The sequence below is a fragment of the Bradyrhizobium sp. 138 genome, from assembly GCF_023074075.1.
In the GTDB taxonomy this organism is placed as follows: domain Bacteria; phylum Pseudomonadota; class Alphaproteobacteria; order Rhizobiales; family Xanthobacteraceae; genus Bradyrhizobium.
This window is the reverse complement of sequence record NZ_JADPKT010000063.1, coordinates 150917-166834: the sequence shown is the minus strand read 5'-3', so window position 1 is coordinate 166834 and position 15918 is coordinate 150917. Positions and strand designations below refer to the sequence as shown.

General features: G+C 63.8%; 16 protein-coding genes, 1 tRNA gene and 1 pseudogene. 3 read left to right on the top strand and 15 right to left on the bottom strand.

Translation table 11 applies throughout. The features are described 5' to 3' along the window. Positions 1-121 precede the first annotated feature (121 nt). Positions 122-583, top strand: coding sequence for a PTS IIA-like nitrogen regulatory protein PtsN (ptsN, locus tag IVA79_RS20940; RefSeq protein WP_008141251.1), 462 nt, complete (start codon positions 122-124; stop codon positions 581-583). A gap of 195 nt (positions 584-778) precedes the next feature. Beyond that, positions 779-1612, top strand: coding sequence for an outer membrane beta-barrel protein (locus IVA79_RS20935; protein WP_247556178.1), 834 nt, complete (start codon positions 779-781; stop codon positions 1610-1612). An 18-nt stretch (positions 1613-1630) separates the two neighbouring features. Here the strand turns inward: IVA79_RS20935 and IVA79_RS20930 are convergent, their stop codons facing one another. The 12 genes from IVA79_RS20930 to IVA79_RS20875 form a co-directional block, all read right to left on the bottom strand. Next, on the bottom strand, positions 1631-2257 hold the full coding sequence (locus IVA79_RS20930; RefSeq protein ID WP_247556177.1) for a GNAT family N-acetyltransferase: 627 nt from the start codon (positions 2255-2257) through the stop codon (positions 1631-1633). A 194-nt stretch (positions 2258-2451) separates the two neighbouring features. Next, complete coding sequence (locus tag IVA79_RS20925) at positions 2452-3402, bottom strand: FAD binding domain-containing protein (RefSeq protein ID WP_247556175.1); 951 nt, start codon at positions 3400-3402, stop codon at positions 2452-2454. Then, complete coding sequence (locus tag IVA79_RS20920; protein ID WP_247556174.1) at positions 3399-6086, bottom strand: molybdopterin-dependent oxidoreductase; 2688 nt, start codon at positions 6084-6086, stop codon at positions 3399-3401. Before IVA79_RS20920 ends, IVA79_RS20925 begins: the two co-directional genes overlap by 4 nt. After that, positions 6083-6724, bottom strand: coding sequence for a TetR/AcrR family transcriptional regulator (locus tag IVA79_RS20915; RefSeq protein ID WP_247556173.1), 642 nt, complete (start codon positions 6722-6724; stop codon positions 6083-6085). The genes IVA79_RS20920 and IVA79_RS20915 overlap by 4 nt, the downstream gene beginning before the upstream one ends. A gap of 220 nt (positions 6725-6944) precedes the next feature. Then, positions 6945-7217 (bottom strand): DUF1150 domain-containing protein, encoded by a 273-nt coding sequence (locus IVA79_RS20910; RefSeq protein ID WP_007598581.1) that lies wholly within the window; start codon positions 7215-7217, stop codon positions 6945-6947. 50 nt (positions 7218-7267) lie between these two features. Further along, positions 7268-7693, bottom strand: a complete 426-nt coding sequence (locus IVA79_RS20905; protein ID WP_011083554.1) for an Hsp20 family protein — start codon at positions 7691-7693, stop codon at positions 7268-7270. 326 nt (positions 7694-8019) lie between these two features. Continuing rightward, positions 8020-9105, bottom strand: a complete 1086-nt coding sequence (locus IVA79_RS20900) for a sn-glycerol-3-phosphate import ATP-binding protein UgpC (protein WP_247556172.1) — start codon at positions 9103-9105, stop codon at positions 8020-8022. 6 nt (positions 9106-9111) lie between these two features. Beyond that, on the bottom strand, positions 9112-9960 hold the full coding sequence (gene ugpE, locus IVA79_RS20895; RefSeq protein ID WP_247556171.1) for a sn-glycerol-3-phosphate ABC transporter permease UgpE: 849 nt from the start codon (positions 9958-9960) through the stop codon (positions 9112-9114). Beyond that, positions 9960-10841, bottom strand: coding sequence for a sn-glycerol-3-phosphate ABC transporter permease UgpA (ugpA, locus tag IVA79_RS20890; protein WP_247556169.1), 882 nt, complete (start codon positions 10839-10841; stop codon positions 9960-9962). Before ugpA ends, ugpE begins: the two co-directional genes overlap by 1 nt. A gap of 48 nt (positions 10842-10889) precedes the next feature. Then, positions 10890-12206, bottom strand: a complete 1317-nt coding sequence (gene ugpB, locus IVA79_RS20885; protein WP_247556545.1) for a sn-glycerol-3-phosphate ABC transporter substrate-binding protein UgpB — start codon at positions 12204-12206, stop codon at positions 10890-10892. A 222-nt stretch (positions 12207-12428) separates the two neighbouring features. Continuing rightward, positions 12429-13634, bottom strand: coding sequence for a CaiB/BaiF CoA-transferase family protein (locus IVA79_RS20880; RefSeq protein ID WP_247556167.1), 1206 nt, complete (start codon positions 13632-13634; stop codon positions 12429-12431). Positions 13635-13802: 168 nt separating this feature from the next. Then, entirely contained in the window at positions 13803-14228 is a 426-nt protein-coding gene (locus tag IVA79_RS20875) for an organic hydroperoxide resistance protein (protein WP_061023501.1), read from the bottom strand. A gap of 147 nt (positions 14229-14375) precedes the next feature. Between IVA79_RS20875 and IVA79_RS20870 the strand changes: the two genes are divergently transcribed. Beyond that, positions 14376-14837 (top strand): MarR family transcriptional regulator, encoded by a 462-nt coding sequence (locus tag IVA79_RS20870; RefSeq protein ID WP_247314548.1) that lies wholly within the window; start codon positions 14376-14378, stop codon positions 14835-14837. 29 nt (positions 14838-14866) lie between these two features. On the opposite strand, the pseudogene IVA79_RS20865 reads toward IVA79_RS20870, so the two are convergent. The 3 genes and pseudogenes from IVA79_RS20865 to IVA79_RS20855 form a co-directional block, all read right to left on the bottom strand. Further along, a pseudogene (locus IVA79_RS20865) lies at positions 14867-15079 on the bottom strand (GIY-YIG nuclease family protein); the annotation flags it as partial. Between the two features lie 204 nt (positions 15080-15283). After that, positions 15284-15359 (bottom strand) — tRNA-Ala (locus IVA79_RS20860). 94 nt (positions 15360-15453) lie between these two features. Further along, positions 15454-15861, bottom strand: coding sequence for a TIGR02300 family protein (locus IVA79_RS20855; RefSeq protein ID WP_126256965.1), 408 nt, complete (start codon positions 15859-15861; stop codon positions 15454-15456). Positions 15862-15918: the final 57 nt, after the last annotated feature.

The window sequence follows — 15918 nt, the reverse complement described above, 5'->3', positions numbered from 1 at the left end:
CACATCAGGACCGGGGCTAAGTCCGCCTCGTGCTTCACCTTCTTGACGCCGGCCCGGCGTGGTTTCTCTCCAAGCTGGCCAATTCGGAACCTGACGGTCTAATTCACCTCGGAAACCCTCCATGCCGATTACCGATCTGGTCGCACCCGAGGCGATTCTCCCGGCATTGAAGGTCAACAGCAAGAAGCAGGCCCTGCAGGAGCTCGCGGCCAAGGCCGCCGAGCTGACCGGCCAGAACGAGCGCTCCGTATTCGAGGTGCTGCTGCAGCGTGAGAAGCTCGGCACCACCGCGGTCGGCTACGGCGTCGCCATTCCGCACGGCAAGCTGCCCAAGCTCGAAAAGATTTTTGGCCTGTTCGCGCGGCTCGATCGTCCGATCGATTTCGAGGCCATGGACGGCCAGCCGGTCGATCTCGTCTTCCTGTTGCTGGCCCCCGAAGGCGCCGGCGCCGATCACCTCAAGGCGCTCGCCCGCATCGCCCGCCTCCTCCGCGACCAGGACATCGCCAAGAAACTCCGCGCCTCGCGCGATGCCCAGGCGATCTATTCGGTGCTGGCCCTGCCGCCGGCGACGGCGGCGTAGCAAGCCGGCTCTCCAATTGTTCAGATGAATCTCCAGCCGGCCTTGCTCAGTGCAAGCGCCAGCTTGATAACCCCCGCTTCTGCACGGAAGACGGGCATTTCGAATGTGTCGGAGTGTTGCAGGCCGAATACAGCGCGTGACGGCTGACCGGTGTACCCTAAGAGATATTTCTATTTTCGATTGTAGGGGATGGTCATGGAACGATTGCTGCTGGCGATGTCGGCCCTGATTGTCGCGGGCTCTGCTCAAGCTGCAGATTTGGCAGCCCGACCCTACACGAAGGCCCCGGTCGCGGCGGCCGTGCCCTTCAGCTGGACCGGCTGCTATGTCGGGGGCCATATCGGCGGTGGCGCGAGCAAGACGGGCTTCACAGATCCAGGCATTACGACGGGGGCACCGGGCCTTGGGTTTATGACGACCGGCCTGGTGCCCGGTGACCGGATCGGCGTGAATAGCGACGTCGGCGTCGTCGGTGGCGCGCAGGCGGGCTGCGACTACCAGTTTTCCAGCAATTGGCTGATCGGTGTCGCAGGCGATTTCACGGCGACGGATATTCGTGGCATCGCGAACGATCCGTTCTTCGGGGGCAAGGCCGGAAATCCGGCAACGCTCTCGACCCGAACGGATTGGGTTGCGAGCGTCACGGGCCGCGTCGGCTACACATGGGATCGGTTTCTTGTTTACGGCAAAGGCGGCGTCGGCTTTGCGCATGATCGCTACAGCCTGGACAATTTTGCCTTCATTGGCGGCGTCCCTTGTGGAGTATTTCCGGCCTTCACCGCCTGTAGCGCAAGCACCAGCACCGACAGGATTGGATGGACTGCAGGCGTCGGCTTCGAGTGGGCGTTTGCTCCGAACTGGTCGGCCCTGGTTGAGTACGATCACTATGGCTTCGACAGCAAGCGCGTGGGTTTCTTCAATCCGAGCGGCCCAACGACCGCTTTTATCGATATCCGTCAGGACATCGACATCGTGAAGGTCGGGATCAACTATCGCTTTGGTGGATCGCCGGTGGTCGCGAAATACTGATCTGGACAGGACACCGCATCAGCCCTGAGCCGCCTCCAGACGCTTCATGATGCGCTGCCCGATCCGGGTGTTCTGATACGCTTGGAAACCTGGCCGGTCCCACGTCATCCGGCGCAGGACCAGCAGGGATCCGTCGGTATGTGATCGCACCGGCTTTTCAAGTCCAGGATCGAGCGTCCAGCCGAGCTTCAATAAATACCCAATCGTCGTTTGATTCCGCTCCAGCACGAAGGCGTGGATGCGGCTCAGCTCGAGACCGTCGAACACGAACCGGAGCAACGGCACGAAAGCGTTCGCCGTTGCTCCGCGGTTACGGTGCTCCTTTTCGCCGATGACGGCGCTGACGAGTGCCTCGCCGGCTGAGGTATTGATGTCGACGCGAATGAAGCCGACGTGCATGCGGCTGCCGCGTTCGAATATCCCGAGCAGCAGCCGTTCGCGCTGATCGAAGGATTTGATGTAGTCGCCGATGTCAGCCTTGGTCATCACGCGCGGTGACGTGTTGAGGACATGCACTGTCCAGGGGTCGGACAACCAGTCCGCCCAGCGCTGCGAGGCGTCATCGCGCTTGATGGTGCGCAGGAAATAGCGCCCGGCCGGAAACCACAATTGCTGCTTGGGCAGACGTTCGACTTTCGGCGACATGGCGCATCTAAGCAGCTTCGGGTCGGACGATCAATTTGGATACGGCGCCAACCGATCGAAGCTGGAAAGCGCTACCCTTATCAAATGAAAACGGGCACACCTTCCTGCGAAGTCATGCCCGATTGAAATGCTTCCTGCGAAGCGCGTGTGCTCAGTGCACGCTTACCGCTTGCAGCTCGTTGTCCAGGCGTTGGCTACAGCGGCTTCGTGGCGTGCGCTACCAGCTCATCCGAAAGCCGCTCCAGCACGTCGCGCATCAGCCCTTGCAGAAGATCGAGCTTGTAGGCCGTCATCGGCAATGGTTGGGCGCCCGAGGTCGCCGCTTTCGCCGCTTCTGCGATCGATGCCGCATTGGCAATCTTGCCACTGAGCGCGACTTCCGCGGCGGTGAGGCGAAGCGGCACGGGCGCGACGCCGCCTGCAGCGAGACGCACGAGCTGGAACTTGCCGCCGGCGATCACGACGCGGGCGCAGAGTTCCACCAGCGGCCATTCCGCATAGGTCCGGCTGATCGCGCGCTTGTAGGAAGCGCGCTCGCCCTCAAGCGGAGCAGGAAGCGCAATGCTCTTGATCATCTCGCCTGCTGCGAGTGTATGATCGGCGTGCGAGACCGAGCCGTCGCCGAGCAGGCCGGCAATCGTCAATCCGCTGCGCCGGTCCGTGGTGATGGTCGCATCATAAGCGAGCAGAGCTGCGGCCATGGTCGAGGGATGCGGCGCGACGCAGTCGCCGAGATCGAAGGCAACGCCATAGAGATGATTGCCTGACCGGGCAGGGCAGGTGCTACCGCTTTTCTTCAGGCAATCGATGTCGGCCCGGCGGAAATACCAGCAGCGCGAACGTTGCGCGAGATTGCCGCCGAGCGTTGCAACCTGGCGCACCTGTGGTGTCGCGAGGCCATGCGCGCTCGCCGCAATACCGGGATAGGCAGCGGCGATGCGAGCGTCCGTCGCGATCGTGGCGATGGTGGTAAGCGCGCCGATCTGGGCTGCTCCGTCGGCGTCCCAGGTGATCGTCTTGTCGCCGGTGGCCGAGATATCGATCAGCATTCCCTGCGACACGCCGCTGCGGCGGCGTTCGCTGAAGTCGGTGCCTCCGGCGCGGAATTCAGGCGTGGGTTTGGCGGTCACGACGGCGACACTCATGCTGCATCCCTCCCTTTCAGCGCGGCCACCAGACGATCGGGCCGGAACGGAATTTCGGTCAGTCTCACGCCGATCGCATCGCGGATGGCGTTGGCGATCGCGGGCGAGGTAGGCACGGTGGCGACTTCGCCGATGCCGACGCTGCCGCCCGGTACATGCTCGAAACCGGCCTCGTCGAAATGCACTTCCAGTTTCGGCATGTCGCCAATCCCCGGAATGCGGTAATCCTCCATGCTGCCGCTCAGGACGTGGCCGCTTAAAGGATCGGTCTCCCGCGACTCATAGAGTGCGTAGCCGATGCCCTGGATCACCGCGCCCGCGGCCTGGCTTCGCGCCAGCGTCGGCGCGGCGAGCTTGCCGACCGCGAGGCCCGTATAGGCGTTGAGCACGCGCACATGGCCGAGCCAGGTATCGACCTCGACTTCCATCACCTGCACCGAGCTCGGCACGCCGGCGCCGACCACCATGTGGTTCATCAGACGCAGCACCCAACCGAACACCCGGCCCATGATGCCCGCCTCGTGCAGCGCGGGCCTGACGCCGGGCGGCGGCTTGCCGTCCTCCTGACGTCTCGCCGACACGGCGATGTCGGGAGAAGCCGCGATCATCTCGCGCCACGGCGCGTTCGAGCCCGGAGCAGGTGTGCGTGACGCGGTGCGCTTGATTTCCGCTTTCAGCTTATCAATGGCGAGCAAGGTCGGCGGCACCACCGAGGCGGTGACGCGGCTGCCGCCGGAGCCCGGTCCGGGGGGCAGGTTGGAGCGGCCGATGCGAACCTCCACATCCTGCGGCTCGAGATCGAACGCCTTCGCGACGGTGTTGGCGATCACGCTCCGCGTGCCCGTGCCGATATCCTGTACCGCGCAGCTTGCGACGATGCGGCCGCCCTTGGTGGCGAGTTCGATCGAGGAGCCGGTCTGCCAGAGATAGAGCCAGTAGCCGGTGGCGACGCCGACGCCGCGCCGGTAGCGGCCAGTTTGCGAGGCGGCCGGCTTGCGGTTCTTCCAGACGTCGAGGCCGGCAGCCCAGTCGTACAATCGCTGGCGGTTGGGATCTGGGTCCCAGAGCCTGCGCAGGTGAATCGGATCGACCTTCATGCGCAGCGCCGCTTCATCGACCGCCTGCTCCAGCGCAAACGACATCGGCGGACCGCCGGGGCCGCGGAACGGCGCGCCGGGCGGCAAATTGCTGAGCACGTCGAAGTCGACGAGCTCTTTTGCTTCGGCCGGATAGATCAGCCGCGCCAGGCCCGCGATCAGCGAGTTCACGGCGGCGCCGGTGTCGGCATGTGCGGTGAGCGACAGCGCCTTGAGGCGGCCTTCCGTCGAAGGCAGCAAGGATAGCTTCAGCTCGGCGGCCGGACGATAGCCGGTGACGGAAAGCTCCTCTTCACGATCGAAGGCGACGCGGACCGGCGCCTTCGCGGCGCGCGCAAGCTCGATCGCGGCGATGGTCTCCAGCCCAAGGCTGCCCTTGGAGCCGAAGCCGCCGCCGACGTGATCGGCGATCACACGTACCTTGTCGTGCGGAAGGCCATAACGCTTGGCGATCTTCTCCATGCTCTCGTGGATGGCCTGGGTCGAGATGTGCACTGTGAGCTGATCGCCATCGAACCTGGCCACGGCGGCATGTGGTTCGAGGCTTGCGTGCTGTTGCGTCGAGACGCGGAAGGTTTCCTCGACCAGCAGCGGATTGCCTTGCTGGCGCGCCTCGTCAAGCCAGCTCTTGGCCTGCCTGGCTTTTTGCGAGAACGGCGCCGAAGGCCCGCGCACATTGCCCTTCCACGACACCGGAGCGCCGCCGGCGCCCTCGGACACGTTGCCGGCACGCTTGCGGTCCTTCTTCTCGAACACGACGGGCGCATCGTCGCGCCGCGCTGCATCGAGCCCGATCACTGCGGGTAAAGGCTCGGGCTTGAAGCTGATCGCGGCGATTGCCTTCAGTGCGGTGCGGCGATCCTTGGCCGCGACGGCTGCAATCGGCGCGCCGACGAAGCGGACCATGTTGTCATCGTCGAGCAGCGGAACGACAGCGGTAACACCGGCAATGGCGCGCGCCGGCGCCAGATCGAGCCCGGTGATCCTCGCATGCGCGACGTGCGCGCGCAGGATGACGCCTTCGAGTTGGCCGTCATGGTGGATGTCGACGGTGTAGCGGGCCAGTCCCGTCACCTTGTCGCGGGCTTCCAGCCGCGGCGCGATGGGATCGTTGCCGTCGAAGCGGCCCGAGCATGCCTCGGCGACGGCGCGATAGATGCCTTCATAGGCGCCGCAGCGGCAGAGATGTCCCGATAGCGCGGCGGCGATCTCCTCGCGCGAAGGTGTCGCCGCGCCCTTGGTCGCACGCCAGCTGTCATGGAAGGCGGCGGCTTCGACCACGAAGCCGGGCGTGCAGAAGCCGCATTGCAGGGCGTCGTGCGCCATGAACGCCTTCTGCACCGGATGCAATCCGGCTGCTCCGACGCCCTCGATGGTCGTCAGCGATTTGTCGGCGGCCGCCTGCGCCGGCAACAGGCAGCTCACGACGGGCGTGCCGTCGAGCAGCACGGTGCAGGCGCCGCAGACGCCGGAGCCGCAGACGAGCTTGGTGCCGGTGAGGCCGCCATCGCGGATCACGTCGATCAAGAGCGCATCCGGATCGTCGGGTAGCACCAGAGGCCGTCCATTGATGGTCGTGGTGGTCATTTTCGAACTCCCGTTTTGCGGTGGGACTTCTTTGCGGACGGCGCCATCGCGCCGGCGATCAGCATGCGCAGCATGGTCTCGAGCTGTTTCAGGAACGCGTCGACCGGCTGCATGGAAGGGAAAGCGGATTTGGTGCCGTGGATCGCCATCTCGACGCAGCGCGCGAGCTCGCGCACGCTGACGCCGCTTTCGAGGTTAAGCTTTCGCTTGCGGCACACCCGCGCGATCGTGGTTGCGATCTCGTCGGCGAAACGATTGGAATAGCTCTGGTAGAGGTCGCGCGCCTGCGCGAGGTGCTCGGAAAACAGCTCCTCGGTATGGGGCGAGTCCTTGAGCGAAGCGAGCAGCGACTGCATTCGCGCGCCGATCTCGGCGACCAGGATGTCGGCAAGCTCGAGGCCCGCTTCTTCCGCCGCTTTCGCGGCCGCGATTTCGGCAGCGAGCCCCTGCTCGTAGATCCGCTCGAGCACGGCGCGGAACAGCGCCTCCTTGGAGGCGAAGTGATGATAGAGCGCCTGCCGTGTCAGTCCGGCTTCTTCCGCCGCCTGCTCGATCGAGGAGCGGCGGAAGCCGTGGCGCCGGAACACGCGCAAGGCGGCGTCGAGGATTCGGTCCTGGGGAGGGGCCTTGGCCTGCATTTTGTCAGATTTGACAAACGCGAACGAAATGTCAAATCACGGATTGATGACGGTCTCCTGCGCAAGAGCCAAGGCCGCCCCCGCACGCGGGCGGGGACATCGCCGAATTCCCGTTGGCTGGCGATGGCGACGCGAAAACATCACCCCAAACGAAAACGGGCACGCCTTCGCGTGAAGGCATGCCCGCTTGAAACTCTATTCGTTCGGAAAGTGCGCGTGCTCAGTGCACGCTCACCGCTTGCAGCTCGTTGCTCCAGGCATTGGCGATCGCGGCCTCGCGGCTGTCGGTCAGCATGATCGGCGTGCCGTCGGCGGCGTGGAGCGCGAAGAGCTTGAGGCCCGGTGCGATTTTCGGCGCTTCGGGAAACAGGCCCGGCACGTCCTCGGAACGGATCTGCTTCACATAGGCGATATGACCTTCGCCAAGGGTTGCCAGCGTCTCGGGCGAGACATTTTTGGCTTCGTATTCGAACGCAACGTGACCTTCACTCATGGTCTCGACTCCTCTGGAACACTAAGCGGTCGAGTCCGCTACTCGTTCCATTATTCGTGCTCATTGATAGCGATTGTCTTAACGATCCTCTCCGGTTCAGGCCGGGCAAGATCAATCGACAACAGCCCGTTCTTCAGATCCGCACCCAGCACCAGCATCCCCTCCGCCAGCACGAAGGTGCGCTGGAAGTGGCGCGCGGCGATGCCGCGATGGATGTATTGCCGGGTCTTGTCGTCCTGCTGCCGCCCGCGGATCACGAGCTGGTTTTCCTCAATGGTTACATCGAGTTGGTCGCGGGTGAATCCGGCGACCGCCAGCGTGATGCGCAAACGCTCGGGCTGGCCGTCCGATCGGTCGCACCTCTCGATATTGTAGGGAGGGTAACCGTCGGCGCCTTTGACGACCCGATCGAGCACACGCTCGATCTCGTCGAAGCCCAGAAGGAACGGACTGGAGAGCGTTGGAACACGAGACATAGTTTACAAAGTCCTCGCAGAAGCGACTTTGGTGCATCAGGGCCCGCACGCGGCGCCCCTTGATCAGCAATATGGGCATGTTCCCATGTCGGTTCAAGCAGGTAGCCGGGAGGCTGTGGATGGGCCCGTGCCGGCCGCACGCGTCCATTTTGCCATGGCATGTGTCAGCCATGTCTCCGAACGCCCGTCAGCAATTTGGTCCGGGCCGGGCCGGCAGCGTTCGGCACGAGGATCTTCTGCGACAAATTTTCTCAACGAAAACAAAGCCCCTTCTACTGTGCATGGGGTTGTTTTCGCGGTTTTGAAGCGGGGGCGGTTCGGGACCCTCAGGCTTCGAGCCGCTTGCGGCCATCGGCGCTGAACAGATGCAGCTTGTTGCGCACCGCCGCGACCCGGATTTTTGCGCCGATGGCGGGGGCCTCGGTGCCGGGAATGCGGACGATGATCTCGCCGGGCGGCAGCTCGCCGGGCGTGGCGGCGACGCGCTGCTCTTCCTGCTCGCGCGAGCCATAGACGAAGGTTTCTGCGCCGACACGCTCGATCGCCTCGACCGTCAGCGGCAGTGCGACGCCGCCGGCCGGGGTCTGGTCGGTGATGACGAAATCCTCAGGGCGGATGCCGAGGATGCCGACGTCGGACGCACTGCCCCCGAGCTGCGATTTGATCTCCTCGGGGCGCGTCGACATCAAATTCATCGGCGGTGCGCCGATGAAGGACGCGACGAAGGTGGTCGCCGGCTTCTCGTAGATCGCAAGGGGATTGCCGACCTGCTCGACCTGGCCGCCGTTCATCACGACGAGAATGTCGGCGAGCGTCATCGCCTCCAGCTGATCGTGGGTGACGTAGATCGACGTGGTGTTGAGCCGGCGCTGCAATTTGCGGATCTCGACCCGCATCGCGATGCGCAGCTTGGCGTCGAGGTTGGAGAGCGGCTCGTCGAACAGGAACACCTTCGGCTGACGCACGATGGCACGGCCCATCGCGACGCGCTGGCGCTGGCCGCCGGAGAGCTGGCGCGGCTTGCGCTCCAGCATCGGCGACAATTCGAGCACGCGCGCGGCTTCTTCGACGCGGGACTTGATCTCGGCCTCCGCCATGCCGCGATTGCGCAGGCCGTAGGCCATGTTGTTGTAGACGCTCATATGCGGATAGAGCGCGTAGTTCTGGAACACCATCGCGATGTCGCGATCGGCGGGCTCGACCTGGTTGACGATGCGGCCGCCGATGTCGATCTCGCCGCCGGTGACCGTTTCGAGCCCCGCGACCATGCGCAGCAGCGTGGACTTGCCGCAGCCGGAGGGGCCGACCAGCACGCAGAACTGTCCGTCGCCGACATCGACGTCGACGCCCTTGATGGCCTCGAAGCCGCCGGGATAGGTCTTGCGGACGCTGCGCAGGGTGACGTTGGCCATAACTCTCTACTTCTCCGTCTCGACCAGACCGCGCACGAACAATTTCTGCATGACGACGACGACAAAGACTGGCGGCAGCATCGCGAGCACGGCGGTTGCCATCACGGTTGGCCATTCGGTGAGCGCGTCGCTGGTGGTGATCATCTTGCGGATGCCGATCTGGATGGTCTGCATGTCGTCGCGTGTGGTGATCAGAAGCGGCCAGAGATATTGATTCCAGCCGAGGATGAACAGGATCACGAACAGCGCGGCCATGTTGGTGCGTGACAGCGGCAACAGCGTATCCCAGAAGAAGCGGAAGGGACCGGCGCCGTCGATGCGCGAGGCCTCCAGCAATTCGTCCGGCACGGTCATGAAGAACTGGCGGAACAAGAGCGTCGCGGTGGCCGAGGCGATCAGCGGCAGCGACAGGCCGGCATAGCTGTCGAGCATGTGCAGATCGGCGACGATCTTGTAGGTCGGATAGATGCGGACCTCGACCGGCAGCATCAGGGTGATGAAGATGATCCAGAAGATCGGCATCCGGAACGGAAAGCGGAAATACACGATCGCATAGGCCGAGATGATCGAGATCGCGATCTTGCCGACCGCGATCAGCAGCGCCGTGATCAGCGAGTTCAGCATCATGTTGCCGACCGGCTCGCGGGTCGAGCCGGTCGTGCCGACGAAGATGGTCTGGTAGTAGGTTTGGAAGAAATGCCCGCCGGGCAGCAGCGACATCTGCCCGTTCGCGATCAGCGCGTTGTCCTGGGTCGAGGCGACGATCGCGATGTAGACGGGGAAGGCGACGATCGCGATCCCGATCCAGAGGATGATGTGGGCGACGTAGCGCCGGAAGCCCTCTTCCTCGACCATCAGTAGGTCACCTTGCGTTCGACGAAGCGGAACTGGATTCCCGTCAGCACGATGACCATGATCATCAGGATCACCGATTGCGCCGCCGAGCTGCCGAGATTGCCGCCGAGCAGGCCGTCGGAATAGACCTTGTAGACCAGCGTCTCCGTCGACTTGCCGGGACCGCCGCGGGTCATGGTGTCGATGATGCCGAAGGTGTCGAAGAAGGCGTAGACGATGTTGACGACGAGCAGGAAGAAGATGGTCGGCGACAGCAGCGGGAAGGTCACGGTCCAGAACCGGCGCATCGGGCGGGCGCCGTCGATCGCGGCGGCTTCGAGCACGCTTCGCGGAATGCTCTGCAGGCCGGCGAGGAAGAACAGGAAATTGTAGGAGATCTGCTTCCAGGCGGCGGCGAGGATGATCAGCGCGGCGGCCTGGTCACCGTCGAGCAGCGGATTCCAGTCGACGCCGAGGCCGCGCAAGTAGCGCGAGAGCACGCCCAGCGAGGGATGCAGCATGAAGATCCAGAGCACGCCGACGACCGGCGGCGCCACCGCATAGGGCCAGATCAGCAGCGTCCGGTAGAGCATCACACCGCGTAGCGGCTTGTCCGCCATCACGGCAAGCAGCAGCGCAAACGACAGCGACGACACGGCGATGGCGAACGAGAAGAAGAAGGTCCGCACGATCGCCTCGAAATAGGCGCGGTCCTTCATGAGCTCGAGATAATTCTCGAACCAGACGAAGCTGGTCGAAAGGCCAAACGCATCCTGGAGCAGGAAGGACTGGATCACCGCCTGCAGGGCCGGCCAGTAGAAGAAAATCAGGACGATCGCGAGCTGCGGCGCAACCAGCGCGTAAGGCAACAGCTTCGATTGGAAAATGGCTTGCTTTTGCATGATGCCCCAGAGCGGCAGGCCGGGGTCACCGGCCTGCCGCTGATCGTCTCACTTGACGGCGGTCTTTTCGAACTGGCGCAGCATGGTGTTGCCGCGCTCGACGGCAGCATCGAGCGCCTGCTTGGCGGTCTTCTTGCCGGCGAGTGCCTGCTCGATCTCTTCGGCCCAGACGTCGCGGAGCTGAACCATGTTGCCGAGGCGCAAGCCCCGGGAGTTCTCGGTCGGCTCCTTGTTGGTCAGCTCGAGCAGCGGGGTCTCCAGATAGGGCTGATCCTTGTAGAAGCCTTCCGCCTTGGCCTTCTCATAGGCGGCCTTGGTGATCGGCAGGTAGCCCGAGGCCTTGTGGATGTAGACCTGGCGATCGGTATCCGAGAGGAAGCTCAGGAATTTTGCGACGCCCTTGTATTCCGCGTCCGGCTTGCCGCCCATGACCCAGAGCGATGCGCCGCCGATGATCGAGTTCTGCGGCGCGCCCTTTGCGTCGGGATAATAGGGCATCGGCACGGCGGTGAAGCTGAACTTGGCCTGCGCCTTGACGTTGCCGAAGAAGGCCGACGAGGTCAGGTAGAGCGGGCATTCGCCCGACGTGAAGCGGCCTTCGCCGGTGTTGGTGCGGCCGGCATAATCGTAGGTCTTGTCCTTCTGGAGCTCGACCAGCTTCTCGAGGTGCTTGACCTGGAGCGGTCCATTGAACTCCAGCGCAGTGTCGAACCCGTCGAGGCCGTTGGCCTTGCTGGCGAGCGGCACGTTGTGCCAGGCGGAGAGCTGCTCGAGATTGACCCAGGTTACCCAGGAGTTGGAGAAGCCGCAGGTCGCATGACCGTTGTCATGGAGCTTCTTGGCCGCCTCGAACGTTTCGGGCCAGGTCTTCGGGATCGCGACATTGGCTTTCTTCAGCTCGTCGAGATTGACCCACATGACGGTGGACGACGAGTTGAAGGGGAACGACAGCATCTCGCCCTTGGAGGTCGAGTAGTAGCCGGTGATGGCGGGGAGGTAGATCTTGGGATCGAACTTTTCGCCCGCATCGGCCATGAGCTTGTAAACGGGCTTCACGGCGCCGGTCGCAGCCATCATGGTGGCGGTGCCGACTTCGAACACCTGCATGATGTGCGGCGCGTTGCCGGCACGGAACGCAGCGATGCCCGCGTTCATCGTGTCGGCATAATTGCCCTTGTAGGTCGGGATCACCTTGTAGTCGCTCTGCGACGCGTTGAAGTCGTTGGCAAGCTTGACGATGACGTCGTTGTTTGCCCCGGTCATCGCATGCCACCACTGGATTTCCGTCACAGCGAGGGCCGGCGAGGCCGTCAGGCCAAGCGTGACCGCAACAGCGGCAGCCGCACCAAAATGTCGAAGAACCATCAAGAAAACCTCCCTTGCCCGTCACTAAAGAAGCGCTTGCGCTAGCAGTGCCATATGACGTTCACATGACTGTGTAAGCGGCCGAAACGAAAGCGGCAAGCGCTGGAAAAGGGAAGCCGGAAAATAGGCGAAGACCGACGGGCGACCTCCTCCGTTCGCAGTGCACCTACACGCACGCGCCGCAGTGCGGTATTGGATGTCGGATGGAGAAGGCCGGCGATCCTAGCGCTTGCGCTCGGGGCCGCAGACCGTGCCCTGTTCGACCATCGCGTCGATCTCGGACTTGGAGTAGCCGAACTCGCCCAGCACCTCCGCCGAATGCTCGCTGAATTTCGGCGGTAGCCGGCGCAGGCTCGGCTTGCTGCGGTCGAGCCGGATCGGCGAAGCGACGCCCTTGTACCAGTCCTTCTCGATGATATCCCCGCGCGCGATCGTGTGCGGGTTGGTCAATGCCTGATCGATCTTCTGCACGGGCCCTGCGGGCAGGCCCGCGGCCAGCAGGCGGTTGCACAGCGGCTCGGCCTCGTGCTGGCTGAAGACAGCGGCGAGCTCGGCGCGCAGCGCCTCGCGATTGGCGATGCGGTCCTTGTTGCGGGCAAAGCGCGGATCGGTGCCGAGCTCGGGCTTGCCGATCTCCTTGGCGAGCTTGCGGAAGGTGCCGTCATTGCCGACGCCGATGAAGATGTCGTCGGTCTTGGTCGGGAAGATCGCGTAAGGCACGAGGTTCGGGTGCTCGTTGCCCGTGAGCGAGGGCGGCTTGCCATGCATGAAATAATTCGCGGTGTGCGGATGCATGATGGCAAGGCCGGTTTCGTACAGCGTCGTCTCCAGGAACTGGCCCTTGCCGGAGCGCTGCCGCTCCGACAGCGCCATCAGGATGCCGATCGCCGCGTAAAGCCCGGTGGTGATGTCGACCAGCGGCACGCCGATCCGCATCGGCCCGCTCTCGGGCGAGCCGGTCGCGGCGATCATGCCGGTCATGGCCTGGATGATGGCGTCATAGCCTGGATTGCCGCCGCGCGGACCGTCGGCGCCGAAGCCGCAGATCCGGCAATGCACGAGGCGCGGGAATTTCCCGCGCAGCACCTCGTTGCCGATGCCCCATTTCTCCAGCGTGCCCGGCTTGAAATTCTCGATCAGGACGTCGGCGCTCTCCAACATCTTGAGCAGCACGGCCCGGCCACCTTCGGAGGCGAGGTCGAGGCCGATCGAGCGCTTGTTGCGGTTGATGCCGATGAAATAGGCCGCGTCCTCCTCGTGGAAGGGAGGGCCCCATTCGCGCACCTCGTCGCCGGCGGGCGGCTCGACCTTGATCACGTCGGCGCCGTGGTCGGCGAGGATCTGCGTGCAGTAGGGTCCGCCGAGCACGCGCGTGAGATCGATGACGCGCAGTCCGCTCATGGCACCTGTAGCGGCTTCCGAACTCATGCTTTCGCTTCCCTGTGTCGACGTTTGATCACAGGCCTAGCGAGGTTCGTGCACGCCAGCAATGGCCCCGCGCGTAGGGGCGTATGCGCCGCCGCTCAATCCCGCGGCGTGGCAAACGGAAGCGGCCGACCCGAGGGGGATCCCGGGCCAGCCAATCCGCACTTTCGATCAGACGACCGTCAGGCGAACGTCGACATTGCCGCGCGTGGCGTTGGAATAGGGACACACCTGGTGCGCCTTCTCGACCAGCGCCTCGGCCTCCGCGCGGGCAAGGCCCGGCAGCGAGACGGCGAGGTCGATGTCGAGACCGAAGCCGCCCTCGGAGCGCGGGCCGATGCCGACGGTCGAGGTGACGGAGGCATCAGCGGGAACCTTGGGGCCGCCCTGCGAGGCCACGAACTTCATGGCGCCGATGAAGCAGGCGGCGTAGCCTGCCGCGAACAGCTGCTCGGGATTGTTGCCGGCGCCGCCGCCGCCGCCGAGCTCCTTCGGCGTGGTCAGCTTGACGTCGAGCGCGCCGTCGAGGGTTGCAGCATGGCCGTCGCGGCCGCCGGTGGCCTTGGCGCTGGTCTTGTAAAGGACGTTCACGGACATTGTCGTCTCCCTGTGTTTCGGTGGGCGTCTGTATCGCAGACAATTAGATTGTGCGCAATTGAAATTGCGCAGCCTCACATTTAATTGTTCGCAATTGAATATGGCGGCGAGCGGCGCCACAATGAGACAAATCCTAAGAGATTCTCCATGCCTCGAAAATCATCGGCAGCGGACGCGCCGCTGCGGCTCGACAACCAGATCTGCTTTGCGGTCTATTCGGCCGCGCATGCCTTCAACCGCGTCTACAAGCCGCTTCTGGACCGGCTCGGCCTGACCTACCCGCAATATCTCGTCATGCTGGTGCTGTGGGAGCGCGACGACGTCCCGGTCAAGGACATCGGCGAAAGATTGTTTCTGGATTCAGGCACGCTGACGCCGCTGCTCAAGCGGCTGGAGGCCGCCCATCTCGTGAGGCGCACCCGCTCCAGCGAGGACGAGCGTCAGGTCCTGATCGCGCTGACGGCGCAGGGACACGCTCTGAAGGAAAAGGCCCGCAATGTGCCGCAGTCGATCCTGGCGGCCTCGGACTGCTCGGTGCCGGAACTGGTTGCGATGAAGGACGAGATCGTCGCGCTGAGGGACAGGCTGAATGCGGTGATCGGGGAGTAGGGGACGGTTAGAGGCGCTTCTTGGCAAACGCGGCCGGACGCTGACTTCAGGTATCTCTCAAACGCGACCGCTTGCTTCGCATTGCTGAACGCGACGTAAGTCTTGAGGCGCCAAGGCCCGAATTTTGAAGTGTGAGGTACCTCTCCGGCATTGTGCTTCGCCAATCGGGCGCGCAGGTCGTCGGTAATCCCCACATAAAAGTGGAGGGCATCGAGGCTTTCAAGAATGTAGACATACCTCACGGCACGCTCCCCAGTTGTCGAGGAGAGCTTATACCCGCTTCCGTCTGCTGAAGTCCGGCTTCGCTACGAAGGGCTTGCCGAGCCGAAACTGGCGGCGAACTGGAGGTTTGCGGATGAAGCCCGGCTTCGCCCTGCGGGCTACGCCGCGGCGGCCTTCGCTACGAGAGGGCTTGCCCAGCCGAAGCTCGCGAAGCGAGCGAAGGCTGGTGGAGCCAGGCGGGATCGAACCGCCGACCTCTTGCATGCCATGCAAGCGCTCTCCCAGCTGAGCTATGGCCCCTTAACCTTGGACGGAGTGAATCTCGTGGATCACCCCAACCGGCGAGCCCTGGTGACTCGCGCGGTGCACCCTTTTTCACAGATCAGGGCTGATCTCAAGTCTCTTCATCACCTCCGACATCACCAATGATGTCGGTCACGTCCTCATCGCCCTCTTCTTCGTCGGCAATGAAGGTCGAATCATCGTCATCGTCGTCATCGAGGGTCTCGTCGACCTCGATATCGTCCTCCGATTCGGGCACGACAGCCTTGACCTTGCCGGTGTTCTCCTCGGCATCGGCCTCCTCGAGCGAGACCTCTTCGACCTCGGCCGGCTCGGGCGTGGCATCCGCTGTCGCCGCGTGCCGGGCTTCGGCGCCGCGGGGCATGCGCGCGGGCGCCACCGGGGCGATCGGCACGACTTCGCCGGTATAGGGCGAGATCACCGGATTCTTGTTGAGGTCATAGAACTTCTTGCCCGTGGTCGGGCAAATACGTTTGGTTCCGAGTTCGGACTTGGCCACGGCAGGAATCCTGGGAATGTCTGAAAAGCGGTGCTTCACTTGGCTAGTTGGCGGCCC

Excerpts from the sequence above, each read along its gene's own strand:
- ptsN (WP_008141251.1), top strand. The coding sequence starts at position 122 with ATGCCGATTACCGATCTGGTCGCACCCGAGGCGATTCTCCCGGCATTG.
- IVA79_RS20935 (WP_247556178.1), top strand. The coding sequence starts at position 779 with ATGGAACGATTGCTGCTGGCGATGTCGGCCCTGATTGTCGCGGGCTCT.
- IVA79_RS20930 (WP_247556177.1), bottom strand. The coding sequence starts at position 2,257 with ATGTCGCCGAAAGTCGAACGTCTGCCCAAGCAGCAATTGTGGTTTCCG.
- IVA79_RS20925 (WP_247556175.1), bottom strand. The coding sequence starts at position 3,402 with ATGAGTGTCGCCGTCGTGACCGCCAAACCCACGCCTGAATTCCGCGCC.
- IVA79_RS20920 (WP_247556174.1), bottom strand. The coding sequence starts at position 6,086 with ATGACCACCACGACCATCAATGGACGGCCTCTGGTGCTACCCGACGAT.
- IVA79_RS20915 (WP_247556173.1), bottom strand. The coding sequence starts at position 6,724 with ATGCAGGCCAAGGCCCCTCCCCAGGACCGAATCCTCGACGCCGCCTTG.
- IVA79_RS20910 (WP_007598581.1), bottom strand. The coding sequence starts at position 7,217 with ATGAGTGAAGGTCACGTTGCGTTCGAATACGAAGCCAAAAATGTCTCG.
- IVA79_RS20905 (WP_011083554.1), bottom strand. The coding sequence starts at position 7,693 with ATGTCTCGTGTTCCAACGCTCTCCAGTCCGTTCCTTCTGGGCTTCGAC.
- IVA79_RS20900 (WP_247556172.1), bottom strand. The coding sequence starts at position 9,105 with ATGGCCAACGTCACCCTGCGCAGCGTCCGCAAGACCTATCCCGGCGGC.
- ugpE (WP_247556171.1), bottom strand. The coding sequence starts at position 9,960 with ATGGTCGAGGAAGAGGGCTTCCGGCGCTACGTCGCCCACATCATCCTC.
- ugpA (WP_247556169.1), bottom strand. The coding sequence starts at position 10,841 with ATGCAAAAGCAAGCCATTTTCCAATCGAAGCTGTTGCCTTACGCGCTG.
- ugpB (WP_247556545.1), bottom strand. The coding sequence starts at position 12,206 with ATGGTTCTTCGACATTTTGGTGCGGCTGCCGCTGTTGCGGTCACGCTT.
- IVA79_RS20880 (WP_247556167.1), bottom strand. The coding sequence starts at position 13,634 with ATGAGTTCGGAAGCCGCTACAGGTGCCATGAGCGGACTGCGCGTCATC.
- IVA79_RS20875 (WP_061023501.1), bottom strand. The coding sequence starts at position 14,228 with ATGTCCGTGAACGTCCTTTACAAGACCAGCGCCAAGGCCACCGGCGGC.
- IVA79_RS20870 (WP_247314548.1), top strand. The coding sequence starts at position 14,376 with ATGCCTCGAAAATCATCGGCAGCGGACGCGCCGCTGCGGCTCGACAAC.